This is a genomic window from Nocardioides ginsengisegetis (assembly GCF_014138045.1).
In the GTDB taxonomy this organism is placed as follows: Bacteria; Actinomycetota; Actinomycetes; order Propionibacteriales; family Nocardioidaceae; genus Nocardioides; species Nocardioides ginsengisegetis.
Genome location: NZ_JACGXA010000003.1, coordinates 91,760 through 115,007, shown reverse-complemented (window position 1 = coordinate 115,007; position 23,248 = coordinate 91,760). Strand labels below are relative to the sequence as shown.

Genomic DNA, 23,248 nt, shown 5'->3' with positions numbered 1-23,248 from the left:
CCGCTCGGACCCCCCTGGTCCGGTGCACAGGACACCGTAGTGATGCACGTCAACGCAATTACGTCGAGCGGTTCGTTAGCCGGTTGTGACACACCGGCCTCCGAGCGACGCGGGGGCGTCACGCTGGACGCGGTTGGGGCGCAGGCCGCGTTCGGACGTAGGTTCTGGACCGTGGCGAGGCTCCGGGACGGCATCAAGGACCTGGTGGCGGACACGCGGCCCCTGCAGAACCCGCACTTCCGCCGACTGTGGACCGCCAACATCATCACGGTGATCGGCGCCCAGCTGACGGTCGTCGCGGTCCCGGCGCAGATCTACGCCGAGACCCACTCCTCGGCGTACGTCGGCCTCACCGGGCTCTTCGGCCTGGTCCCGCTCGTCGTCTTCGGGCTGTGGGGCGGCGCGCTCGCCGACGTCTTCGACCGGCGCACGATGCTGATCTGCACGACCACGGGCCTGATCGGCACCAGCGCGCTGTTCTGGCTGCAGGCGGCAGCGGGAGGCGGCCACGTGTGGCTGCTGCTGGGGCTCTTCTCGGTGCAGCAGGCGTTCTTCGCGGTCAACCAGCCGACCCGCAGCGCGGTGCTGCCCAAGCTGCTGCCGCTCGAGCAGCTGCCCGCCGCCAACTCCCTGAACATGACGATCATGCAGGCGGGCGCTATCGCGGGTCCGCTCGTCGCCGGCACGCTGATCCCGGTGCTCGGCTTCTCCTGGCTCTACCTGCTGGACACGCTCACGCTCTTCGCCACCCTCTCTGCGGTGGTCCGCCTTCCCCGGCTCGCCGTCGAGGGCGCACCCACGGCCACGCCCGGGCTGCGGTCGGTCGTCGAGGGGCTGGCCTATCTGCGCGGCCACCCGGTGCTGCTGATGTCCTTCGTGGTCGACCTGATCGCGATGGTCTTCGGCATGCCGCGGGCGCTCTTCCCGCAGATCGCCCACGAGGGCTTCGGGGGCCCGTCCGGCGGTGGCCTGGCGTTCGCGCTGCTGTTCGCCGCGATCCCCGCCGGCGCCGTCGTCGGCGGCGTCTTCTCCGGGTGGGTCTCCCGGGTCGACCGGCAGGGCCGCGCGGTCATCGTCTGCATCCTCGTCTGGGGCCTGGCGATGATCGGCTTCGGCGTCGCGGTCGGGCTCGCCGGCCACTGGCGCACCCCGATGCTCGGTGCCGCGGTCGCGATGCTGGTGCTCGGTGGGGCGGCCGACATGGCCTCGGCGGCGTTCCGCACGAGCATGCTCCAGAGCGCGGCGGCCGACTCGGTCCGCGGCCGGCTGCAGGGCGTCTTCATCGTCGTGGTCGCCGGCGGGCCGCGGATCGCGGACGTCGCCCACGGGGCCACGGCCGCGGCGGTCGGCACGGCCGCGGCGGCCGCCGGCGGCGGCGTGCTCGTCGTGGTCGGGACGGTCGTCGCGGCGATCGCCGTGCCGTCCTTCGTGCGCTACCGGATCACCCGGCCCACCGCCGAAGCGGCCTGAGCCTGGATCCACCGATGGCCGCCGTCGCGAGCGTCACCAGACGGGTGCGCTGGCAAGGCGACCGGGGCGAAGGCAGACTGGACGTCTTTCGAGCCTCGGCAACGTAGCCAGCGTGCCCGGATGGTGGCGCGCAGCAGGCGGAGATCGGTGGATGCAGGCTGTGCGGCCGGGCACGCCTACCATCGACCGGTGAATCCGAGCAGCACCGACGATCTCGACGCCGCCCTCGACGCCGCCCTCGACCCGGCTCTGGCGGCCGAGGCGGGCGTCGACCCCGAGGACCTCGCGACCACGGTGCGGGTGCTGCAGCAGCTGCACCACCTGCCCGAGGACCACCCGGACATCCGGACGGTCAAGCACGCGGCCTCGCACATGTACAAGGCGCTCAAGCGCGAGCGCCGCACCCGCAAGCGCGCCGCCGAGCTGGCCGCGGACCGGGCCGTCACCGAGCGCACCGCCACCGGCTCGCCGATGCGGATCGACGACGAGACCCAGGGCATCCCGCTGGTCTCGTCGGTCAAGGGCGCCTTCGCGGGCGAGCTGATCAACCCGCGCGGCTGCTACATCTGCAAGAACGACTACACGCTGGTCGACGCGTTCTACCACTACCTCTGCCCCACCTGCGCGGCGTTCTCCCACACCAAGCGCGACCAGCGCACCGACCTCAGCGGCAAGCGGGCGCTGCTCACCGGCGGCCGCGCCAAGATCGGCATGTACATCGCGCTGCGCCTGCTCCGCGACGGCGCCCACACGACCATCACGACCCGCTTCCCGAAGGACGCCGTACGCCGCTTCGCCGCCCTCGAGGACAGCGCCGACTGGCTGCACCGGCTCAAGATCGTCGGCATCGACCTGCGCGACCCCACCCAGGTCGTGTCGCTCGCCGACGAGGTCGCCGCGGCCGGCCCGCTCGACATCCTGATCAACAACGCCGCCCAGACCGTGCGGCGCTCCCCGGGCTCCTACAGCCAGCTGGTCGAGATGGAGTCGGCGCCGCTGCCCGACCACAGCGAACTGTCAGGGCTGCCCGAGATGGTCACCTTCGACCGGATCAGCGAGGCCCACCCCGCGGCGATCGCCGGCACCCTGCGCCAGCACGCCGTGGCCCACCACGAGGGCGAGTCGGTCGAGGAGGCGATCGCGGCGCAGACCGCGGCGTCGATGACCGCGCTGGCCCTGACCGCCGGCAACGCCAGCCTCGAGGCGCACCTCGCCGGGACCGCCGTCGACGCGGGCGGCCTGCTGCCCGACCTGCAGACGGAGAACTCCTGGACCCAGAAGGTCGAGGAGGTCGACCCGCTGGAGCTGCTCGAGGTCCAGCTCTGCAACGCGACGGCGCCGTTCATCCTGATCTCGCGGCTGCGGCCGGCGATGCGGGCGGCCCGCGCGGCCGGTGCGCGGCGTACCTATGTGGTCAACGTGTCCGCGATGGAGGGGCAGTTCTCCCGGTCCTACAAGGGCCCCGGCCACCCGCACACCAACATGGCCAAGGCCGCGCTCAACATGCTGACCCGCACCAGCGCGGGCGAGATGTTCGAGACCGACGGGATCCTGATGACGGCCGTCGACACCGGCTGGATCACCGACGAGCGCCCGCACCAGGAGAAGCTGCGGATCGCGGCCGAGGGCTGGCACGCGCCGCTCGACCTGGTCGACGGCGCGGCCCGCGTCTACGACCCGATCGTGATGGGCGAGGCGGGGCAGGACCTCTTCGGCTGCTTCGTGAAGGACTTCAAGCCGAGCCCCTGGTGACCCGCGAGTCGAGGGGTCAGGTGCCGGTCCGGTCCTGCCGGGCGACCTTCCGGTCGGTCAGCACGATCCAGCCGGCCAGCGCGGCGCCGGCGAGCACCGCGAACATGAAGAACCCCATCGCCAGCGCCGGGTAGCCCCAGATCCGGTGGTCGGTGGGCACCCGCATCATCAGGGCGGCGCCCAGGACGGTCGCCGCGATGATGATGCCCAGGGTGACCCGGTTGGCGACCCGCTGCAGCACCCGGTGGAGCCGCTCCTCGTCCATCGCCTGCACGCGCACGGAGAACTCGCCCTCGGCGAGGGCGTCGAGGATCCGGTTGGCGCGCTTGGGCAGCAGGGCGGTGAACTCCTTGGCCTCGATCGCGGCCGCCATCACCCCGGCCGGGCTCACCTTGAGCCCGCTGGTGAGCAGGTCGCCGACGTTGCTGCGGATGGCTTGGGCGGGGTCGAAGTCGGGGTCGAGGTGCAACGTGACCCGGTCCAGGTTGAGCAGCGCCTTGCCCACCATCGACATCTCGGCCGGCGGCCGGAGCCCGTGCTGGCCGGAGGTGCGGCTCAGCTCCATCAGCACGGTGCCCGCCTGGACGTCGGACCCGGCGACGGCCGCCTCGGTCACCAGGTGGGCGACCTCGTCCCGGAAGGCGGCGGCGTCGTAGTCGTCGAGCGGGTGGCCCATGCCGGCCAGCACGGCGGCGGCCTCGTCCCCGTCCCCGTCCCCGATCGCCAGGAGCAGCCGGACCAGGCGGTCCTGGAGCCGCCCGGGGACCGTGGTGACCATGCCGAGGTCGAGCAGGCCGAGCCGCCCGTCGTCGGTGAGGAGCACGTTGCCCGGGTGCGGGTCGGCGTGCAGGACGCCGTCCTGGAGCATCAGCTTGAGGTAGCAGGCGAAGAGCTGGTCGACCATCGGCCGCGCCTCGACCTCGAGCAGGCCGAGCGGACCGACGTCGGTGACCTTGCGGCCGTCGAGCCGCTCCATCGTGAGCACCCGCGAGCTGGAGTGGTCCGGGACCGGCTCGGGGACGACCAGCAGGTCGTAGCCGGCGCACAGCTCCCGGAACTTCGCCAGGTTGCGGGCCTCGCGCCGGTAGTCAAGTTCGCCCGCCAGGGAGCGCCGGAACTGCGTGAGCAGGTCGCCGAAGCCGTAGCGCCGGCCCGCCCCCGTGTGCCGGTCGGCCAGGCCGGCGAGCTTCGCGAGCACCTCCATGTCCTCGCGCGCCTGGTCGCGCGCGTCGGGACGCTGCACCTTCACCACGACCCGGCGGCCGCTCGGGAGGGTGGCCCGGTGGACCTGCCCGAGCGAGGCGACGGCCATCGGCTCGGGGTCGAAGTCGGCGAAGAGGTGGCGGATCTGGCCGCCAAGCTCGCCCTCGACGATCTCCTGCACCTGCTCGAAGGGGAACGGCTCGGCCGCGTCCTGGAGCCGCGCGAGCGCGGTCGTGTACGCCGTGGGCAGCAGGTCGAAGCGCGTGGACAGCAGCTGCCCGAGCTTCACGTAGGTGGGCCCGAGGTTCTCGAGGTCGCGCGCGAACGCCTCGGCCTCGTCGACGTCGCCCGCTGGCATGTCGTCGTCGATCGAGAACTCGTCGAGACCCGCCCCGGCGAGCAGGTCGGAGCGGCCGTGGCGGACGAGCAGGCGGGCGAGCGCGGCGTACCGCTGGGTGCTCGACGTCGGGGTTCCCATGGGGCCAGCATGCCCGGGAGGCGGGCGCGCCGGACCACCCGGCCGGTTGCCGCCTCGTCAGCGGGCCAGCAGGCCGCGGACGTACTTCGCCTGACCGAGGTGCTGCAGCCCGTCGCCGGTCACGCTGACCAGCCGGACGCCCAGGGTGACCGGCGGGTCCCAGCGCTCGTCGACGACCCGGTCGAGGTCCGCCTCGGTCACGGTCTTGAGGAACGCCACGGACCGCTCGTGGACGGCGGTCAGGTAGGCGGCGAGCAGGCCCGCGGACGCGCGCACCCGGCCCGCCTCCTCGCGGGTGTGGCCGTAGCCGGTGGCGGCGGTGTCGAAGGGGAAGTGGAAGCGCGCGTCGAAGCCCTGCTCGGTCCACACCTGCTCGGTCCCGGCGACCTCGGCGACGTGGTCGTCCTGGATCCGGGTGAGGTGCCAGACCAGCCAGGAGATGGAGTTGGCGTCGGGCCCGACCCGGTGGGTCAGCTCGTCGGGCTCGAGGCCCTCCACGACGGCGCACCCGCCCTCGGCGATCCGCCCGAAGGCGTCCAGCAGGAGCTCGGCAGGGGTCATGCCCTCGAGGCTATGCCGCGGTCGGCGCCGAGCCCATCCCACAGATCGGTGACCACGGCTGTCATGATCCGGCCGTGGACAGGTCCCGGGCGTCGTACGCCGTGCTCGCGCTGCTCGTCGCCGCCTCGCTGGCGATGACGGTCTGGGTGGTCGGTGCGCGCCACGAGCTCGGCCAGGTCGAGGCGGAGTGGGCCGGGGCGCCGGCCTGCACCGGGGCGAGTGTCAAGCCCTACCGGGACGGCTGGGTGATCGGCGCGCGGCCTGCCATGAGCTGCCGCATCACCCTGGCGGTCACCAACCGCTCGGGCCGCGACGTGCACGTCGACAGCGTCGTCGCGCCGGGCCTCGGGAGCATGGCGGGCGGCACCGCCGTCGCCCGGACGAAGGCCGACACCAACCCCGACGGGCTCGACGCCGAGCTCCCCGTCGATCGGGTCGTGCGCGACGGGCGGACCGTCAAGGTCACCCTCGAGATCGGCTTCCGCGACGGTGCCTGCGGCGGCGACGACGCCGACGGGCTGCTGTCGGTCGCGCACTGGCCCGAGGTCGGCCTCTCGCTGTGGCAGCGCACCGCCCTCGTCCCCGCCGACCGCACCCTCTACGTCCGCGACGCCAGCGGCTCGTCCTGCCCCTGAGTCAGGCCAGGAGGTCCCGGGTGATCTCGTCGACCGTGGAGACGCCGGTGAGCGCCATCGTGAGGTCCAGCTCGGCGAGCACGTGCTCCATGACGGCCTGGGCCCCGGCGGCGCCACCGAGCGCGAGGCCGTAGACCCACGGGCGTCCGACGAGGACCGCCGAGGCGCCGAGCGCCAGCGCCTTGAAGGCGTCGGCGCCGCTGCGGACGCCGGAGTCGAACAGCACCGGGATCCGGTCGCCGACCTCCTCCACGATCCGCGGGAGGGCGTCGAGCGAGCCGATCGCGCCGTCGACCTGGCGGCCGCCGTGGTTGGAGACCACGATGCCGTCCATGCCGTGCTCGATCGCGAGCGCGGCGTCGCGCGGGTCCTGGATGCCCTTGAGCAGGATGGGCAGGGAGGTCCGCGAGCGCAGGTAGTCGAGGTTGTCCCAGGTCAGCGTGGACCGGGAGAACACGTCGAGGAACGTCTCGACCGCCGCCCGCGGCACCGGCGAGCGCAGGTTGTCGACGAACCCACCGGGGTAGTGCCGGGCCATCGAGAACAGCGCCTTGACCGCGGACAGCGTCGGCCGCGGCGTCGGCTCGGACGACGGGGTCGCCGCCCGGGCCTCGGCGAGCGCGCGGAACGCCGGGTCGCTGGTGTACTGCGCGATGCCCTCGGCCCGCGCGAACGGGAGGTAGCCGAGGTCGAGGTCGTGGGTGCGCCACCCGAGCACGTGGGTGTCGAGCGTGACGACGATGGCCTCGCTGCCGATCGCCTCGGCCCGCCGCACGAAGGAGTCGACGACGGAGTCGTTCCGGCTCCAGTAGAGCTGGTACCACCGCGGCGAGTCACCGAGCGCCTCCGCGGTCTCCTCCATCGGGATCGAGCCCTGCGTCGAGATCACCATCGGCAACCCCAGCGACCGGGCGGCCGCGGCGACCGCCCGCTCGGCCTCGGGGTGCGCCATCTCGAGCACGCCGATCGGCGCGAAGAGGACGGGCGCGGGGATCCGGCGGCCGAACAGCTCGACCGACAGGTCGCGGTCCTCCACGTCGACCAGCATCCGCGGCACGATCCGGTGCTTGTCGAAGGCCTGGAGGTTGGCCCGCACCGTGCGCTGCTGCCCGGCACCGCCCGCGACGTAGGCCCACGCCTCGGGGCTCATCCGGCGCTCCGCCTCGGCCTCGAGAGCCGCCGGCTCGACCGGTACGACGGGCCGGCGACCGAAGACGCCCTCGCGGTAGATCCGGCTCTGCACGGCGCGGCCGACGGAGATCGCGGCCTGGGCCGCGCGGGCGGTCAGCGGGTCGGTCTTGGTCTCGGTCACGCGCACTCCTCAGGAGGTGGGTCGGTCCAGGGCCAGCTTCTCCAGCCGACCGGTCAACGCGGCAGCACGGTGGGCGTTACCGTGCAGCCCGACGTAGCGCTCGCGGAACGCCGCGAGGAGCGCGTCGTCGAGCCGGCGTACGGCGCCCGGCGGGTAGCGGTAGTCCATCCGCGCGGTCAGGTCGAGCGCCTCGACGGTCCGCAGCACGTCGGCCAGCTCGACCAGCGAGGTGACGCCGAGCTCGAGCAGCAGCCCGGAGATCCAGGTGTAGTGGTCGGTGCGCGACCAGCCGGCGTCGGCGTACTGCCCGGCCAGGAACGCCGCGAGCTCGCGCGGGTCGATGCGCGGGTCGTCGTCCTCGGGCGCACTCGGCTCGCTCGGCGCCACCTGGGTGGTCAGCCGGTCCCGGATCGTGGAGAACTCGCGGTCGGCCAGCTCCAGCAGCCCGGCCGCGAGCGTGAACCGCCGGTCGAAGTCCGGCACGTGCTCGTCGGGGATCGTGCCCTTGTAGCGGATGTCGTGCTCGAACTCCGCCCACGCGTGCTGCAGCACGGTCCGGATCTGCACCTGCGCGCGGAGCCCGGCGAGGGCGGCGTACGCCGGCTCCCCCTCGCGCGTCGCGTCCAGCCCGATCAGCAGGTGCCGCGAGGCGTAGCCGAAGCGGCCCTGGCTCGCGGTCTCCTGCCCCATGTCGCGGTCGTCGTGGATGACGACCTGGTCGCCGAGCAGGTCGGCGACCGCGGCGACGTCGCTGTGCACGTAGGTGATGACGCGGATGCCGATCGTGTCGGTGATGTCGCGCAGCGGGTCGACGAAGACCGGGACGCCGTCGACGGTCCGGGCCGCCTTGGCCGCGAACGAGGACACGCTCTTGGCCCGGCCGGTGACGCTCAGGTAGTTGATGCCGGCCTCGTCGAGGACCGACTCGACGAGCTCGACGAAGGCGGCGCCGGCCTCGCGCAGCTCGGCGTGGCGGGCGGCGTACTCGCTGATCGCGGCCTGGACGACCTCCTGGCGGGCGAGGTCCTCCGTGCGCAGCGTGGGGGTCACGATGTAGCCCTCGGTCAGGTAGGCCTCGGGGTTGCCGTAGGTCGTGGTGCGCTCGGGCCAGCGGTGCGCGAAGAGCGCGACGTAGGCGCACACGACGGCGTCGACCTGGTCCTCGACGACCCGTAGCTCGGCCTTCTTCGTCGCGGTCTCCACCGCCCGGCGCAGCGCCGACCACGCGCCGTTGGTGCGGACGACGCCCTCGACGAAGCCCATCAGCACGAGCAGCTCGGACCGCAGCTGGTCGAAGGAGCGGCCGGGCTTGTCCTTGTACTTCAGCGTCCGGGGCAGCCCGAACAGCACGACGGTCGCGGGGTGCGGGTAGACCTCGATCGCGCGCCGGTCGCGGCCCGACCGCGGGTCCATGTCGAGGCCGAGCCGGGCGACCAGCCGGCCGCCGCGGGAGCCGTGGGCGAACTCCGGCTTGCCGGTGTTGGAGGGGTGGGTGCCGGCCTCGAAGCGGCGGAAGTCCTTGCTCAGCGCGCGCTCGGCCGGCCGCGACCCGGTCGGGTTGGTGACGACCAGGGGGGCGTCGATCGCGACCAGGCAGGGACCGTCGACCCAGGAGCCCAGGGCCTCGACGATCTCGTCGTCGTTGCCCGCCGCCTGGACGTGCACGAGGGCACCGTCAGCGTCGAGGACCGCCAGCCCGGTGGGCTTCTTCTCCCCCCAAGCGAGGTCCACGCCGACGAAGTGCATGTGCGCAGCCTGCACCATCGGCGCCCGCTCGGCACGGGTACACCGTCCGCCGGCCCAGCCAGACGGCCAGCGCCGCGATCGCCAGCCCGGCGAGGTCGTCGACGGCGAAGTGCCAGCCGAGGTAGATCGTGGCGACCAGGGTGCCGGCGAGGAAGAGCGTCATCGCGCGGGTCGCGCGGCGCATCCCGTGGTGCCTGACCATCAGCAGGATCACCGTCGTCACCCCGACGTGCAGGCTCGCGAACGCCGAGACCTGGGCGAAGGAGTCGTGCCAGCCCGGATGTGCGAGCAGCTGGTCGCGCTGGGCGAGGTAGCGGGCCTGGGTGTCGGTCACGATCGTGTCCGGCAGGCCCGCGAAGTCCTCCGGCGACTGGTGGAAGGGCCCGAGCGAGGGGACCAGGTAGTAGGTGCCGACCCCGAGGATCCAGACCCAGACCATCGAGGCGATGAAGAACCAGCCGTCCCGCACCCGGTCGGTCAGCGCCAGGGCCGCCACGAACGCCACCGACACCAGGGTCGGGAAGGACTCGTAGATCGCGATCAGGACGTACGCCGCGAGGTGCTGGCCCAGCAGGTCGTGCAGCAGCACGGCCGGTGAGTGGCCCAGGAACAGCGCCTCGTCGACGCGGGTCAGCAGCGCGTCGCGCTCGGTGTTGAGGACGTCCCAGCTCTTGAGGTTGTGGTAGCAGAAGTAGACCGCGTGGTAGGCCGCCAGTCCGGCCAGCACCAGCCCGGTCCGGGTCGGTGTCCAGCGCGCCCGGAGGGTCGCCCACACGGTCGCCGGCGTGCGGAGCCCGCGCGGCGTGCGACGTACGGCGTCGACCGCGGCGAGTGCCACCAGCAGCGCGAGGGTGATCGTGATGCGGGTCCGGAGGATCTCGCCGCCGGGGTCGCGGACCGGGATCCCGACCTCCCACGAGCGCCAGGCCGTGACCGCCGCGAAGGCCAGCACGACCAGCCAGACCCGGCCCACCCAGCCCATGTCGGGCTCGTCGGTGCCCGGGTCGGCGGCGTCTCGTACAGGGCTGACGGCGCGCGAGAGGTCGGCGAGGGAGGTCACGGCCGAAGGGTGGCCGCCCGCGCCTGCACCCTGCCTGACCGGGGTCGACACGTTCAGGTGGCTGGCAGGCATCGCGCCGGACGATCGCGGCATGACCACCGCTGTCGTCGCCCCGGCCCGACCGGGCCCGTGGGCGGCCGCCCGCACCCTCGTCGTGGTCGCGGCGGTCACGGCCCTGTTCGTGGTCGTGGTGCCGCGGGTCTCGGGCGCGCCCTGGGCCCTCGTCGGACAGCAGCTCGCCCGCGTCCCGGTGCCGGAGCTGGGCCTCCTCGGCCTGCTCTGGGCGACCGGCCTGCTCCTGCACACCATCACGCTGACCGGCGCCCTGCCCGGCCTCACCCACCGCCGCGCGCTGACCCTGAGCCTGACCGGCAGCGCGGTCGCCAACGTGCTGCCGCTGGGCGGCGCGGCCGGGATCGCCCTGAACTACCGGATGGTCCGGGCCTGGGGGCACGACCGGGCGGCCTTCGCGGCGTACACCGTCGTCACCAACACCTGGGACGTCCTCGCCAAGCTGCTGCTCCCCCTGCTGGTGCTGCCGGTCGCGCTGCTGCTCGACCACGGCGCGCTCACGCGCTGGGCCGGTACGGCGACCGTCGCCACGGTGCTCCTGGCCGTCGCGGCCGCGGTCGTGGCGGTCCTGGCCGCCAGCCCCGTGTGTGCGGAGCGGACCGGCCGGGCCGTCGACCGGGCCGCCCGGCCACTGCTGCGCCGGCTCGGCTCGACCCGCGAGCCGCACGTCGAGGCGTGGCTGCTCGGCCTTCAGTCGCAGTGCAGCTGGCTGGTCCGGCACCGCTGGCGCCAGCTGACGCTGGGGATGAGCGCCTACACCGCGATGCTCGCCCTGCTCATGCTCGCCTGCTTCGCCATCGCCGGTGTCGGGATCGGGCCCGGCGCGGTGCTGCTGGCGTTCGCCGTCGAGCGGCTGCTCACCCTGGCCGGGCTCACCCCGGGCGGCGCGGGCGTCGTCGAGGTCGGCCTGGTGGGCGTCGCGGTCGCGCTCGGTGGCGCGCCGGTGGCGGCGGTGGCGGGCGTGCTGCTCTACCGCGTCTTCACGTTCGGCATCGAGATCCCGGTCGGCGGCGCCGGGCTCGCCGCGTGGCTGTGGGCCCACCGGTGAGGCGGGTCCTGCACGTCACCGACTGCTACCTGCCGCGGCTCGGGGGCATCGAGATGCACGTCTCCGACCTGGTGGCCCACCAGCGCGCCGCCGGCTCGGACGCCCGCGTGCTGACCACGACGCCCGACCCCGACGCCACTGACCCCGCCTGGGTGCACCGGCTCCCCGCATCGGGGCCGCTCGCGCTCGACGCCGCCATCGCCGAGGTGCTCGCCGCTCAGCGCCCCGACGTGGTCCACGTGCACGTCTCGGTCTGGTCGCCGTTCGCCAGCATCGCCGCGCGCCGGGCCGCAGCACTCGGCCTCCCCACGCTCGTCACCATCCACTCGTTGTGGACCTACCTCGGCCCGCTCCCCGCCCTGGCCCGCGGCGTCCTGGGCCTCCGCGACTGGCCCGTGCACTGGTCGGCGGTCAGCGACCGCGCCGCCGGGCCGATCCGCGCGATGCTCGGCCCGGACGTGCCGGTCGACGTCCTCCCCAACGCGGTCGACCCGGCCGACTGGCGGCTGCCCCCGGCCCTCGTGGACGTGCCGACCCTGGTCACCGTCGGCCGGCTCGCCTGGACCAAACGACCCCTCGCGCTGGCCCGGATGCTGCGTGACCTGCGAGGTCGGCTGCCCGAGGACATGCCGGTCCGCGCCGTGGTCATCGGGGACGGCCCGCAGCGCCCGCGCCTCGAGGCCTACCTGCACCGGCACGGCATGGCCGACTGGGTCTCGGTCCCCGGCCGCCTCGAGCGGAGCGCGATCCGCGACCACCTCGCCGCCGCCTCCGTGTACGTCGCCCCCGCGGTCCTCGAGTCGTTCGGCATCGCGGCCCTCGAGGCGCGCTGCGCCGGCCTGCCGGTCGTGGGCAGCAGCCGCAGCGGCCTCGGCGAGTTCGTCACCCACGGCGTCGACGGCCTGCTCGCGGACTCCGACGACGGCATGGTCGACGCACTCGTCGAGCTCCTGACCACGCCCGGGCTCCGAGCCGACATCGCGGCCCACAACCGGCAGGTCGCCCCCGACCTGGGCTGGGACGTGGCCCGGGCCCGCACCGACGCGCTCTACGACCGGGCCGTCCTGCGTGCCGGCGATCGACGTACGGCGGTGGCCGGATGAGCTGGACGGTCGTCTCGTTCCACGCCCACCCCGACGACGAGGCGCTGCTCGTGTCCGGGACGCTGGCCCGTGCCGCGGCGCAGGGGCACCGGGTCGTGGTCGTGGTCGCGACTGCCGGCGAGGCCGGGCTGGCCGAGGACCGCACCGACCTCGGGGACCGCCGTCTCGCGGAGCTGGAGGCCTCGGCCGCCGCCATCGGCGCGGCCCGCGTCGAGGTGCTCGGCTACGCCGACTCCGGCTGGCCGGCGCCGGTCCGGGGACGCGGCACGACCTTCGCGACCACGGACGCGCGTCGGGTCGCGGAGGACCTCGCGGCGATCCTCGTCGAGGAGGAGGCCGACGTGCTCACGATCTACGACCCCGCCGGCGGCTACGGCCACCCCGACCACGTGCAGGTGCACCGCGCCGGACTGGTGGCCGCCGCCCTCGCCGGCACGCCGGTCGTCCTGGAGGCGACGATCGACCGGCAGTCCCTGCAGCGCGCCGTGGGCTGGCTGGCCCGGCTCGCCCGCGTCCTGCCGCTCCCCGCCCTGCCGACGCTGGACGCCGCCTACACCGCCCGCGCTGACCTCACCCACCGCGTCGACGTCCGCGACCACCTGGCGGCCAAGCGCGCCTCGATGCGGGCCCACGCCTCCCAGGCGACCGGGGATGGCGGCGCCCGGACCCTCGCGCTGCTGCTCCGGCTGCCGGCTCCGCTGGCCCGGCGCGTGCTCGGGACCGAGTGGTTCCGCGAGGTGGGCCGCGCGCCCGGGCGGCCCCTGCTCGACGACGTCTTCGCGTCCCTGCGCTGACGCTGCAGCATTCAGGTTGTCGGCAGCAACAGCGAGCCACGCTTCGACCATGACCGCGATGCTCGAGGGCCCGGCGACCGCTTCCCCGTCGCTGTGGCACTCGCGCCGTCGGGGTCCCGGCTTCCCGTTCCTGGACCCCGAGGACGGGCCGGCCGAGGTGCACATCGTGTCCGGCAGCTTCGGGGCGGGCCACGACGCGGCCGCCCGCGAGATCGCGATCCGGCTCACGGCTCAGGGCCACCTGGTGCAGGTCTGGGACGTCGTCGACCTGTTCCCGGCCGCGATCGGACGGATCCTGCGCGCGGCGTACCTCAAGCAGCTCGAGGTCAGCCCCACCTCGTGGGGCGTGCTGCTGCGCCACCTCCAGCCCGGTGGCGTCCTGCACCGCCTGGTCACGCGGGCGCTGGCCATCACCGCGCGCCGGTTGCTCGGGATCGCCCGCGGCTCCGACCTGGTCGTCTCCACGCACCCGTTCGCCAGCCAGGCCCTGGGCCGGCTCCGGATGCGCGGCCGGCTCACCACGCCGGTCGTCACCTACCTGACCGACCTCTCCGTCCACCCGCTGTGGGTGCACCGCTTCGTCGACCACCACCTCGCGCTGCACGACATCGCCGCCCGCCAGGCCGTCGCACTCGGCGGCCGGGCCAGCGTCATCGAGCCGCTCGTCCCGCACGTCGATCCCGACCTGGTCGCCCCCGAGGGCACCCGCGCAGTCTGCCGCGCCGCGTGGGGGCTCGAGCCCGGGACCCGCCTCGCGCTGGTCGTCGGCGGGTCGCTCGGCATCGGGGAGCTCACCGCCGCCGCCCTCGACGTCCTCGCGACCGGACTCGCCGTGCCCGTGGTCCTGTGCGGCCACAACGCCGTCCTCCAGCGGCGGCTCGAGCTGGTCACCGGTGTGGTCGCGCTCGGCTGGCGCGACGACCTGCCCACCCTGCTGCGTGCCGTCGACCTCGTCATCCAGAACGCCGGCGGGTTCACCTCGCTGGAGGCGCTCGACGCGGGCGTCCCGGTGCTGACCTACCGCTGCCTGCCCGGCCACGGCATGACCAACGCCGCCGCCCTCGAGGAGGCCGGCCTGGTCCCCTGGGTGCGGTCCCCCGAGGAGCTCTCGCCCGCCCTGGTCGAGGCCTTCGCCCAGCCGCAGGCGCCGCTGCCGGCGCCCACCCGCCCCACCCTCGTCCACGCCCTCGCCACCCAGCGGGTGCCGGCATGAAGCGGGCCGCCCTGGCGGCCGCCGCCGTCGTGGCGCACGCTCCGGCGCTCGCCTCGATCGGCCCGCTGCGCCGCCACCTGCTGCCCGGCCTGTCCGGGGTCGGCCCCGGCCCGCACATCGCGCTGACCTACGACGACGGGCCCGACCCGGCCACGACGCCGTACTTCCTCGACCTGCTCGAGGCCCACGGCCGCACCGCGACCTTCTTCCTGCTCGGCGCCCACGCGGCCCGGCACCCCGTGCTCGTCGCCGAGATGGCGGCCCGCGGCCACGAGCTGGCCGTGCACGGCTGGGACCACACGTGCGTCGCCCTCAAGCGGCCGGGCACCCTCGCGCGGGACCTCCGCGAGAGTGCCCGGCTCCTCGAGCAGCTGACCGGCGAGGCCCCGCGGTGGTACCGCCCGCCCTACGGCGTCCTCACCACCCCGGCCCTGTACGCCGCCCGGGCGGCCGGACTGCGCACCGTGCTGTGGACCGCGTGGGGCCGGGACTGGGAGGCCGGTGCGACCCCGGCCCGCATCGTGCGCACCGTCGAGCGACGGCTCGCCCCCGGCGGCACCGTGCTGCTGCACGACACCGACCGCACCTCGGCGCCCCGCTCCTGGGAGCGCACGCTGGCCGCGAGCGCGATCCTGCTGGACCGTTGGGACCGGGACGGACAGGACCTTGGGCCCCTCCGCGACCACGGCTGCGACGCGAGACTGGCCGCGGAGGCAGCCCCATGAGCTCGCTCGCCCCGCTCCACCACTCCCCCGGCCACGGGTCGCAGGACCGGACCCGGACGTCGCCGTGGTGGTCGCCGCGCCAGGTGCCGTGGGGCGTGCTGGTCGCAGCCCTCGCCGGCGCGGCCGCGTGGGCGCCGTACGTCACCAAGCCCCTGAGCTCCGACGAGGGCGGCTTCCTGATGGTCGCCGCGCAGTGGTCCCCCGGCACCTCGCTCTACGGTGACTACTGGGTGGACCGGCCGCCGCTGCTGATCCAGCTCTTCGACCTGGCGGGCGGCGCCGTCGGGCTGCGCCTCATGGGGATGCTCGCCGTGGTCGTCACCGTCCTGCTCGCGGGCCGGGTCGGTCACCAGCTCGCCCCGTGGAGCCGCTCGGTCCCGGTCTGGTGCGCCGCCACCGCCGCGGTCTTCCTCTCCACCCCGCTCTTCGGGATCGGCGAGGTCGACGGCGAGGTGCTGGCCCTGCCGTTCGTCATGGCCGGCCTGGCCGCCGCCCTCCAGGCGTACGCCGATCCCGTCGGCCGCAACAGCCGCACCTGGTGGCTGCTCGCCGGGGCGTCCGGGGCCTGCGCCGCGCTGGTCAAGCAGAACCTCCTCGACGTCTTCGTCGCGGTCGCGGTGCTGACCGTGCTGATGGTCCGGGCGGGGGCGAGCCGGGCGGTCGTCCGGCGGGCGGCGTACTCCGTCGTCGGAGCGGGGGTCGTCACCGCGCTCGCCGTCGGCTGGGCGGCCGCGCGCGGCACCGACCCGGTCGAGCTGTGGGACGCGATGGTGACGTTCCGCTTCCAGGCAGCCGCGGTCATCCACGCCTCGTCCACGGCCACCACGCCCGGGCGGGCGATCGGGATGACCCTGGCGGCGCTGCTGTCGGGCGCGATCCCGATCGTGCTGCTGCTCGGCTCCACGTTCCTGCTCCGGCGACGGTTCACGCGGGCGCACGCGCTCGCCGTGGCCCTGCTCGCGTGGGAGGTCGTCGGGGTCGTGGGGGGCGGCAGCTACTGGCTGCACTACCTGATCGGCGCGGTCCCCGGACTGGTCGTCGCCGTCGCCGCGACCCTCACCCACTCCCGGCTGCACCGGTTCGCCACCCGCGCCCTCGTCGCACTCGCGGCCGTCTCGGCCGTGGTCTCCCTCGGCCTGGTCGTGCACGCCCACCCCACCTGGCGCGAGGACGCCGCCGTCGAGTCCTACCTGCGCACCCACGCCCACCCGGGCGACACCGGCGTGATGGCCTTCGGGCACCCAGACGTGCTCCGGGCGGCCGGACTGGCCAGCCCCTACGAGGAGCTGTGGAGCCTGCCGGTCCGGGTCCGCGACCCGCAGCTGGCCGAGCTGACCCGCGTGCTGGAGGGACCGGCGCGGCCGACCTGGGTCGTGGTGAGCGGCTCGACCCTGGCCACCTGGGGCGTCGATGACCGCAACGCCCAGGCGGCGCTCGTCCGGCTCTACCACCCGGTGACCGCGCTCGACGGCTACACCGTCTACCTGCTCGACGGTGTCCCCGGGCAACGCTGACTACAGAGCGCCCAGCCCGTCCTCGCGCTGGCGCAGCAGAGCCTCGACGATCCGCGCCACCAGCGGCAGCGGCAGCTCGCGGTCGAGCGGGAAGCGCGCGGTGGCCCTGGTGGCCCGGTAGGGCCTGAGCTCCCGCTCGAGGGCGCCGTCGGTGTCGTCCTCGGCGGGCGTCGGGTAGAGGCTGAGGTAGCTCGTCCAGCCGGCGAAGTGGACCAGCGCCCGGCCGTCCAGCTTGTAGGTCGGCATCCCGTAGGAGATCAGCTCGACGGCCGCGGGCGCCGCGGCCCTCACGGTCGCCCGCATCGCCTGCAGCTTCACCTGCACCTCGACGGGGAACGACGCGACGTACTCGTCGACCGTGTCGTACCTCTGTGCCACGCCGTCCTCCTGTCGCCGGATCCCCGCGGGCCTACGATCCACCACGTGAGCCGGCTGATCCACCTCAATGGTCCTCCCGGGATCGGGAAGTCGACGCTGGCACGCCGCTACGTGGACGAGCACCCGGGCGTCCTCGACTGCGAGATCGACGTCCTCCGCACCCTCGTCGGGGGATGGGAGGCCGACTTTCGCGGGGCCGGGGCCCTGGCCCGTACGGCGGCGCTCGCCCTGATCTCCGAGCACCTCGCCACCGGCCACGACGTGGTGCTCCCGCAGCTGGTGGCCCGGCTGAGCGAGCTGGAGCGGTTCGAGGCGGCCGCCCGGCAGTCCGGCGCGGACCACGTCCACGTCCTGCTCACCGACAACCCCGTCGCCGCGGTCGACCGGTTCCACCGGCGCGTCACCCGCGACCCCTGGCACCACCACGCCAGGCAGGCCGTCGCGGCGATGGGCGAGGCCGGCCTGATCGCCCAGCACCGGGCCCTGTTCGACCTGGCCGCGCACCGCGCGCACACGATCATCATCCGCAGCCACGACGGCGATCCCGACAGCACCTACGCGCACCTCCTGGAGGCCCTGCAGTGACCGGCTCTCACGATCCCGTGCCCGTGCAGGACCTGTCCGCCGTGCCCTGGCCCGTGCGGACCGAGCGGCTCTCGATCCGGCCGGCCACGGTCGCGGACCTCGAGCCGACGTGGGAGTTCCGCCGGCGGCCCGAGGTCAGCGCGTGGCTGACCTCGCTGCCCAGCGACCTCGAGGGTTACCGCGACCGCTTCGACCGGCCGCTCCGGCTGTCGCGCACGCTCGTCATCGAGCTCGGCGAGCCCGGCGGCCCGATCGTCGGCGACCTGATGCTCTGGCTCAAGGACGCCTGGGCTCAGTCGGAGGTCGAGGAGCAGGGCCGCCGGAAGCAGGTCGAGCTCGGCTGGGTGGTCCACCCCGACCACGCCGGTCGCGGCATCGCCACCGAGGCCGTCGCCGCGCTGCTCCGCGTCTGCTTCGAGGACCTCGGCGTGCACCGGGTCGAGGCGCTCTGCTTCGCCGACAACGAGGCGTCGTGGCGGCTGATGGAGCGGGTCGGCATGCGGCGCGAGGCGCACTACGTCGCCGAGTCGCTGCACCGCTCCGGCCGCTGGCTGGACAGCTACGCCTACGCGGTGCTCGCCGACGAGTGGCGGGACCGCTCCTAGCCCTCGTGGATCGGCTCCGCGGGCAGCTTCTTGACCTTGCGCGTACGCCGGCGACGGCTCGGGATCATCGAGCGCATCTCCTCGAGCTTGCCGAAGCTGAGCAGCCGGTCCCCGGCCTCCAGCACGTGCCGGTCGCTCGGGTTGGGGATCACGTTGGTGCCGCGCTGCAGGGTCAGCGCCGAGATGTCGCGCTCCCGCAGTCCGGACTCGCCCAGCGTCTTGCCGACGAGGTCGGAGGCTGCCTGCACAAGGATCTCGGCCACGCCGTACCCGGTCGAGACGGTGAGCCGCTGGCGCACGTCGATCTCGGGGAAGGCGACCTGGTTGTCGATGTAGTCGATGATCGAGCCGGCCACGTCGAGCAGGGTGGCGCGCTCGATGCCTTCCAGGCCGGGCGAGGAGTTGACCTCCATCACCAGCGGGCCGTCGTTGCCCTCGAGCATGTCCACGCCCGCGACCCGCAGGCCCATGATCTGGGCGGCGCGCACGGCGGCCTTCTCGAACTCCGGGTCGAGGTCCACCGGCTCGACGGAGCCGCCGCGGTGCACGTTGGAGCGGAACTCGTCGCCCTTCGCGACCCGGCGCATCGCCGCGACGACCCGGTCGCCGACGACGAGGGCGCGGATGTCGCGGCCCTTGCTCTCCTTGACGAAGTGCTGGATGAGCACGTTCTGCTTGGTGCTCTGCAGCGTCTCGATGATCGCCTCGGCGGTCTTGATCTCGGGGGCGAGGATCACCCCGATGCCCTGCGTGCCCTCGAGGAGCTTGATCACGACCGGCGCCCCGCCGACCCGCTCGATGGCGGGGATCACGTCGGCGCGGCCCTGGACGAACGTCGTGGCCGGCATGCCGATGTTGTGCTTCGACAGGATCTGGGTGGCCCGCAGCTTGTCGCGCGAGTTGGAGATCCCGTAGGAGGTGTTGGGCGTGTAGACGTCCATCTGCTCGAACTGCCGCACGACGGCGGTGCCGAAGTAGGTGATCGAGTTGCCGATCCGCGGCAGGACGGCGTCGTAGTGCGAGAGGGTTCTCCCGCGGAACTGCAGGTCCGGCTCGTCACCGGACAGGTCGATGCTGAACCGCAGCGTGTTCAACACCTTGACGTCGTGGCCCCGGTCGAGGGCGGCGGTGCGCAGGCGCTGCGTACTGTACGAGCGGGGCGCACGGGACAGGATCGCGATTTTCATGTTCCCCCGAAGAGAGGACGGACGTGTCAGCAGAACCTTCCTACACCGTTGCAGGTTGGCGCGAGTGGGTGAGTCTCCCCGGCGCCGGGGTGCCGTGGGTGAAGGCCAAGCTCGACACGGGTGCCCGCTCGTCGTCGATCCACGCCTTCGACGTCGAGGAGTGGGAGAAGGACGGGAAGCCCTGGGTCCGCTTCTCGATCCACCCGTGGCAGAAGTCGGACGCCGACGTGGTCGAGGTCGAGGCCGAGGTGCTCGACGTCCGCGCCGTGCGGAGCTCGTCGGGCCAGAGCGAGGACCGGATCGTGGTGCCGATGGACGTCACCCTGATGGGGCGCACCATCACCACCGAGATGACGCTGAGCCGTCGTGACGAGATGGGCTTCCGGATGCTCGTGGGCCGCGAGGGCCTGCGCCAGGGGTACGTCGTGGACCCCGGCAGCTCCTACCTCGGCGGCCGCCCGCCGGTGGCGATGCGTCGCCGGAACCGGGGTCGCTGATGGCCCGCGCGTCCTTCGAGATCGGCGGCGTCCGGGTCCGGGCCGGCAAGTCCCAGTCGTTGTCCCTGCCCATCACCCGGCTGGTGACCGGGGCCGACGTCGAGCTCCCGGTCCGGGTCGTGCACGGCCGCGAGCCGGGCCCCACGGTCTGGATCGACGCGGCGATCCACGGCGACGAGGCCGTCGGCGTGGAGGTGGTCCGCCAGGTGCTGGCCGCCCTGGACCCCAAGACCCTGTGCGGCACGCTGATCGCGGTGCCGATCGTCAACGTGCTCGGCTTCATGACCGGCAGCCGCTACCTGCCCGACCGCCGCGACCTGAACCGGTCCTTCCCCGGGTCGGCCCGTGGCTCGCTGGCCTCCCGGATCGCGCACCTGATGATGACCGAGGTGGTGGCCAAGTGCGAGGTCGGCATCGACCTGCACACCGGCTCGGACCGCCGCTCCAACCTGCCCCAGATCCGCACCGACCTCGAGGACCCCCGCACTCGCGAGCTGGCCGCCGCCTTCGGTGCGCCCGTCATGCTGCACGCCAAGCTCCGCGACGGCTCGCTGCGGCACGCCGCCCGCGAGCAGGGTGCCAAGGTGCTGCTCTACGAGGCCGGCGAGGCCTGGCGGATGGACGCCTGGGCGATCGACGCCGGGGTCCGCGGCGTACGCCGGGTGCTCGCCGCCCTCGGCATGACCGACCCGGTCGACGAGGAACCGCCCCCACCGAGCGCGGAGTCCTGGCGCAGCAGCTGGGTGCGCGCCCGCGGCACCGGCATGCTCCACCTCGAGGCCGACCTGGGCCAGCGGGTCGAGGCCGGTGAGCGCCTGGGCGGTCTCTTCGACTCCTTCGGCAAGCGGGTCCGCCTCGTGCACGCCGACCGCGCCGGCATCGTCATCGGCCGCACCGAGGCGCCGCTGGTCAACAGCGGCGACGCGGTCGTCCACCTCGCCGAGGTCGAGCCGACCCCCGAGCCCCCACCGGGACCACCGGCCCCGGAGGGGTGACTCTCGGCCCTGACGGCCGCTCCGCCGCGGGACGCAGACTGCAAGGGACCGGAGACGTGCGGTCCCGGTCGGTGGTATCCAGAGGAGGAGCCATGGTCATCGGTATGGGTCTGGTCCTGATCGGCGTCCTCGCCCTGCTCGTCGCGGGCGCCTGGGGCCTGCGTTCCCTGGGTCGCAGCACCGCCGCCACCGAGGCGCACCTGCACGACCCGCACACGTCCACCGTCGCCTACGTCGTGCCCGAGGGGCAGGACCCGGTGCCGTTGATGGCCGAGCTGAGCCTCAGCGGCTTCGTCTCGGTCGTCGACACCAGCGGGGGCGCCGAGCGGCTCCTGGTCGAGTGCTCACCCGCCCAGCGTTCACAGGTGCGTGAGGTGATCGGGCACGTCGCCCAGCGCGACATCGACGGCACCGTGCTCCCCGCCGCCCGGGTCCGCTTCGAGGACGAGGCCTGAGCCCGGACCGAGCCTCAGCTCGGCGAGGTGCTCGACTCCACGAGGGTCAGGTGCGGGCCCACCACCTGCTCCGGCGCCTGCCCGACGACCTGCCCCGGCGACCGCCGGCGGCTGCGCATCCACACCAGCGCACCGGCCAGCTCGGTGACGAGCAGGGCCAGCAGCAGCCCAGCGGGCAGCTGTCCCCAGACGTCGGCGACGAGGGCGACTACGGAGGCCAGCGTCAGCAGGACGACGACGCCCGCGCCGACGATCAGCGCGCGCGACAACGGGTGCGGTCGGTGCAGGTGGTGCAGGTCCATCGGTGTTCCCCCAGGTGTGACAGGCAGGTGTGACAGGTCAGTGGGCCATGTCGACGAAGCGTGAGTAGTGGCCCTGGAACGCGACGGTGATGTCGCGGGTCGGGCCGTTGCGGTGCTTGGCCACGATCAGGTCGGCCTCGCCGGGGCGGGTCGACTCCTTCTCGTAGACGTCGTCGCGGTGCAGCAGGATCACCATGTCGGCGTCCTGCTCGAGCGATCCCGACTCACGCAGGTCGCTCATCATCGGGCGCTTGTCGCCGCGCTGCTCGGGACCACGGTTGAGCTGGGACAGCGCGATGATCGGGAGCTCGAGCTCCTTGGCGAGCAGCTTGATCTGGCGCGAGAACTCCGAGACCTCGAGCTGGCGGGACTCGACCTTCTTGCCCGAGCTCATCAGCTGCATGTAGTCGATGACGATCAGCTGCAGGTCGTGGCGCTGCTTGAGGCGACGGGCCTTGGCCCGGATCTCCATCATCGTCATGTTGGGCGAGTCGTCGATGAACATCGGCGCCGAGGAGACCTCGCCCATCTTGCGCGCGAGCTTGGCCCAGTCGTCGTCGTTCATCTGGCCGTTGCGGATGTGGTTCAGCGGCACCTTCGCCTCGGCCGAGAGCAGGCGCATCGTGATCTCCGAGCGCGTCATCTCCAGGCTGAAGAAGCAGCTGGTCAGGTTGTTGTGGATCGACGCCGCCCGGCAGAAGTCGAGGGCCAGGGTCGACTTGCCCATAGCAGGTCGCGCCGCGACGATGATCATCTGGCCGGAGTGCAGACCGTTGGTCAGGTCGTCGAGGTCGGCGAAGCCGGTGGGCACACCGTAGAGGCCGGCCTCGCGGTTGCCGATCGCCTCGATCTCGTCGAGGACGCCGTCCATGATGTCGCTCAGCGGGACGTAGTCCTCGCCGGAGCGCTTGTCGGCGATCTTGTAGACCTCGGCCTGCGCCTGGTCGACCACGTCGTCGACCTGTCCCTCGCCGGCGTAGCCGATCTGGACGATCTTGGTGCCGGCGTCGACGAGCCGTCGCAGGATGGACTTCTCCCGGACGATCTCGGCGTAGTAGCCGGCGTTGGCGGCGATCGGCACGTTGGCCGACAGCGTGTGGAGGTAGGGCGCCCCGCCGATCTTCTGGAGCTCGCCGCGGCGCTGGAGCTCGGCGGCGACGGTGATCATGTCGACCGGCTCGCTGCGGCTGTAGAGGTCGATGATCGCGTCGTGGATCGTTTCGTGCGAGGGCCGGTAGAAGTCGGTCCCGCGCAGCACCTCGGCCACGTCGGCGATGGCGTCCTTGGACAGCAGCATCGAGCCGAGGACGGACTGCTCGGCGGCCATGTCCTGGGGCGGCGTGCGGTCGCCCGGGCTCGTGGGCCGCTCGCCGGGGGCGTACGACGCGGGGCCGTCGCCCCAGTCGTCGATCGGCGGCTCGGGGAAGCTCCTCGAGTCGTGCTCGGTGACGCTCATCGTGTCTCCTGAATCGTTCCCGGTCGACCCCTCGGACGCGTTGCCCCGACGGTAGCCACGACCACCGACACTCCGCCCGCGCCCCCTGCGGAGCCCGCCGCC

General features: G+C 73.5%; 23 protein-coding genes. 14 read left to right on the top strand and 9 right to left on the bottom strand.

The window, feature by feature from the left end:
• The first annotated feature begins 171 nt into the window (after positions 1–171).
• Together FB382_RS20100 and FB382_RS20095 are read left to right on the top strand one after the other, a co-directional pair.
• The gene (locus FB382_RS20100) at positions 172–1,470 is read left to right on the top strand and encodes an MFS transporter (RefSeq protein WP_343055699.1); all 1,299 of its coding nucleotides are present in this window, start codon (positions 172–174) and stop codon (positions 1,468–1,470) included.
• 189 nt (positions 1,471–1,659) lie between these two features.
• Entirely contained in the window at positions 1,660–3,222 is a 1,563-nt protein-coding gene (locus FB382_RS20095; protein WP_343055698.1) for an SDR family NAD(P)-dependent oxidoreductase, read from the top strand.
• Positions 3,223–3,238: 16 nt separating this feature from the next.
• On the opposite strand, the gene FB382_RS20090 is transcribed toward FB382_RS20095, so the two are convergent.
• Together FB382_RS20090 and FB382_RS20085 are read right to left on the bottom strand one after the other, a co-directional pair.
• A complete protein-coding gene (locus FB382_RS20090) occupies positions 3,239–4,903 on the bottom strand; it encodes an ABC1 kinase family protein (RefSeq protein ID WP_182541741.1) in 1,665 nt (554 codons plus the stop codon).
• 57 nt (positions 4,904–4,960) lie between these two features.
• Entirely contained in the window at positions 4,961–5,464 is a 504-nt protein-coding gene (locus FB382_RS20085; RefSeq protein ID WP_182541740.1) for a mycothiol transferase, read from the bottom strand.
• A 74-nt stretch (positions 5,465–5,538) separates the two neighbouring features.
• On the opposite strand from FB382_RS20085, the gene FB382_RS20080 reads away from it, so the two are divergent.
• Complete coding sequence (locus tag FB382_RS20080; protein ID WP_182541739.1) at positions 5,539–6,099, top strand: hypothetical protein; 561 nt, start codon at positions 5,539–5,541, stop codon at positions 6,097–6,099.
• Position 6,100: 1 nt separating this feature from the next.
• Here FB382_RS20080 and FB382_RS20075 read toward each other — a convergent pair whose 3' ends face one another.
• The 3 genes from FB382_RS20075 to FB382_RS20065 are packed head-to-tail and all read right to left on the bottom strand — an operon-like array spanning position 6,101 to position 10,217.
• Positions 6,101–7,411 (bottom strand): alpha-hydroxy-acid oxidizing protein, encoded by a 1,311-nt coding sequence (locus FB382_RS20075; RefSeq protein ID WP_343055696.1) that lies wholly within the window; start codon positions 7,409–7,411, stop codon positions 6,101–6,103.
• 9 nt (positions 7,412–7,420) lie between these two features.
• Positions 7,421–9,157, bottom strand: a complete 1,737-nt coding sequence (locus tag FB382_RS20070; RefSeq protein WP_182541738.1) for a DUF429 domain-containing protein — start codon at positions 9,155–9,157, stop codon at positions 7,421–7,423.
• Positions 9,087–10,217: a phosphatase PAP2 family protein gene (locus tag FB382_RS20065; protein ID WP_343055695.1), complete on the bottom strand. Its 1,131-nt coding sequence runs from the start codon at positions 10,215–10,217 to the stop codon at positions 9,087–9,089. The genes FB382_RS20070 and FB382_RS20065 overlap by 71 nt, the downstream gene beginning before the upstream one ends.
• 91 nt (positions 10,218–10,308) lie before the next feature.
• On the opposite strand from FB382_RS20065, the gene FB382_RS20060 reads away from it, so the two are divergent.
• The 6 genes from FB382_RS20060 to FB382_RS20035 are packed head-to-tail and all read left to right on the top strand — an operon-like array spanning position 10,309 to position 16,686.
• Entirely contained in the window at positions 10,309–11,337 is a 1,029-nt protein-coding gene (locus FB382_RS20060) for a lysylphosphatidylglycerol synthase domain-containing protein (RefSeq protein WP_182541737.1), read from the top strand.
• Entirely contained in the window at positions 11,334–12,440 is a 1,107-nt protein-coding gene (locus FB382_RS20055) for a glycosyltransferase (RefSeq protein ID WP_182541736.1), read from the top strand. The genes FB382_RS20060 and FB382_RS20055 overlap by 4 nt, the downstream gene beginning before the upstream one ends.
• Positions 12,437–13,234 carry a PIG-L family deacetylase gene (locus FB382_RS20050; protein ID WP_182541735.1) on the top strand — a complete coding sequence of 266 codons (798 nt, stop codon included), beginning with the start codon at positions 12,437–12,439 and terminating at the stop codon, positions 13,232–13,234. Before FB382_RS20055 ends, FB382_RS20050 begins: the two co-directional genes overlap by 4 nt.
• A 49-nt stretch (positions 13,235–13,283) precedes the next feature.
• On the top strand, positions 13,284–14,447 hold the full coding sequence (locus FB382_RS20045; protein ID WP_182541734.1) for an MGDG synthase family glycosyltransferase: 1,164 nt from the start codon (positions 13,284–13,286) through the stop codon (positions 14,445–14,447).
• Positions 14,444–15,172 (top strand): polysaccharide deacetylase family protein, encoded by a 729-nt coding sequence (locus FB382_RS20040; RefSeq protein ID WP_182541733.1) that lies wholly within the window; start codon positions 14,444–14,446, stop codon positions 15,170–15,172. Before FB382_RS20045 ends, FB382_RS20040 begins: the two co-directional genes overlap by 4 nt.
• A complete protein-coding gene (locus FB382_RS20035) occupies positions 15,169–16,686 on the top strand; it encodes an ArnT family glycosyltransferase (protein ID WP_182541732.1) in 1,518 nt (505 codons plus the stop codon). The genes FB382_RS20040 and FB382_RS20035 overlap by 4 nt, the downstream gene beginning before the upstream one ends.
• Here FB382_RS20035 and FB382_RS20030 read toward each other — a convergent pair whose 3' ends face one another.
• On the bottom strand, positions 16,687–17,064 hold the full coding sequence (locus tag FB382_RS20030; protein WP_220481940.1) for a DUF1801 domain-containing protein: 378 nt from the start codon (positions 17,062–17,064) through the stop codon (positions 16,687–16,689).
• 45 nt (positions 17,065–17,109) lie between these two features.
• Here FB382_RS20030 and FB382_RS20025 point away from each other — a divergent pair, with 45 nt between their 5' ends.
• Together FB382_RS20025 and FB382_RS20020 are read left to right on the top strand one after the other, a co-directional pair.
• Complete coding sequence (locus FB382_RS20025) at positions 17,110–17,649, top strand: AAA family ATPase (RefSeq protein WP_182541731.1); 540 nt, start codon at positions 17,110–17,112, stop codon at positions 17,647–17,649.
• Positions 17,650–17,672: 23 nt separating this feature from the next.
• The gene (locus FB382_RS20020; RefSeq protein WP_182541730.1) at positions 17,673–18,254 is read left to right on the top strand and encodes a GNAT family N-acetyltransferase; all 582 of its coding nucleotides are present in this window, start codon (positions 17,673–17,675) and stop codon (positions 18,252–18,254) included.
• Here FB382_RS20020 and FB382_RS20015 read toward each other — a convergent pair.
• A complete protein-coding gene (locus tag FB382_RS20015) occupies positions 18,251–19,441 on the bottom strand; it encodes a RimK family alpha-L-glutamate ligase (RefSeq protein ID WP_182541729.1) in 1,191 nt (396 codons plus the stop codon). The genes FB382_RS20020 and FB382_RS20015 overlap by 4 nt on opposite strands.
• Before the next feature lie 23 nt (positions 19,442–19,464).
• Here FB382_RS20015 and FB382_RS20010 point away from each other — a divergent pair, with 23 nt between their 5' ends.
• The 3 genes from FB382_RS20010 to FB382_RS20000 all read left to right on the top strand — a co-directional run bounded on the left by FB382_RS20010 (position 19,465) and on the right by FB382_RS20000 (position 21,388).
• Positions 19,465–19,938 (top strand): putative ATP-dependent zinc protease, encoded by a 474-nt coding sequence (locus tag FB382_RS20010; RefSeq protein ID WP_182541728.1) that lies wholly within the window; start codon positions 19,465–19,467, stop codon positions 19,936–19,938.
• Entirely contained in the window at positions 19,938–20,933 is a 996-nt protein-coding gene (locus FB382_RS20005) for a succinylglutamate desuccinylase/aspartoacylase family protein (RefSeq protein ID WP_182541727.1), read from the top strand. The genes FB382_RS20010 and FB382_RS20005 overlap by 1 nt, the downstream gene beginning before the upstream one ends.
• Positions 20,934–21,025: 92 nt before the next feature.
• On the top strand, positions 21,026–21,388 hold the full coding sequence (locus tag FB382_RS20000; RefSeq protein ID WP_182541726.1) for a hypothetical protein: 363 nt from the start codon (positions 21,026–21,028) through the stop codon (positions 21,386–21,388).
• 14 nt (positions 21,389–21,402) lie between these two features.
• Here FB382_RS20000 and FB382_RS19995 read toward each other — a convergent pair whose 3' ends face one another.
• Positions 21,403–21,690 (bottom strand): hypothetical protein, encoded by a 288-nt coding sequence (locus FB382_RS19995; RefSeq protein ID WP_182541725.1) that lies wholly within the window; start codon positions 21,688–21,690, stop codon positions 21,403–21,405.
• A 37-nt stretch (positions 21,691–21,727) separates the two neighbouring features.
• The gene (gene dnaB / locus FB382_RS19990) at positions 21,728–23,146 is read right to left on the bottom strand and encodes a replicative DNA helicase (protein WP_182541724.1); all 1,419 of its coding nucleotides are present in this window, start codon (positions 23,144–23,146) and stop codon (positions 21,728–21,730) included.
• Positions 23,147–23,248 lie beyond the last annotated feature (102 nt).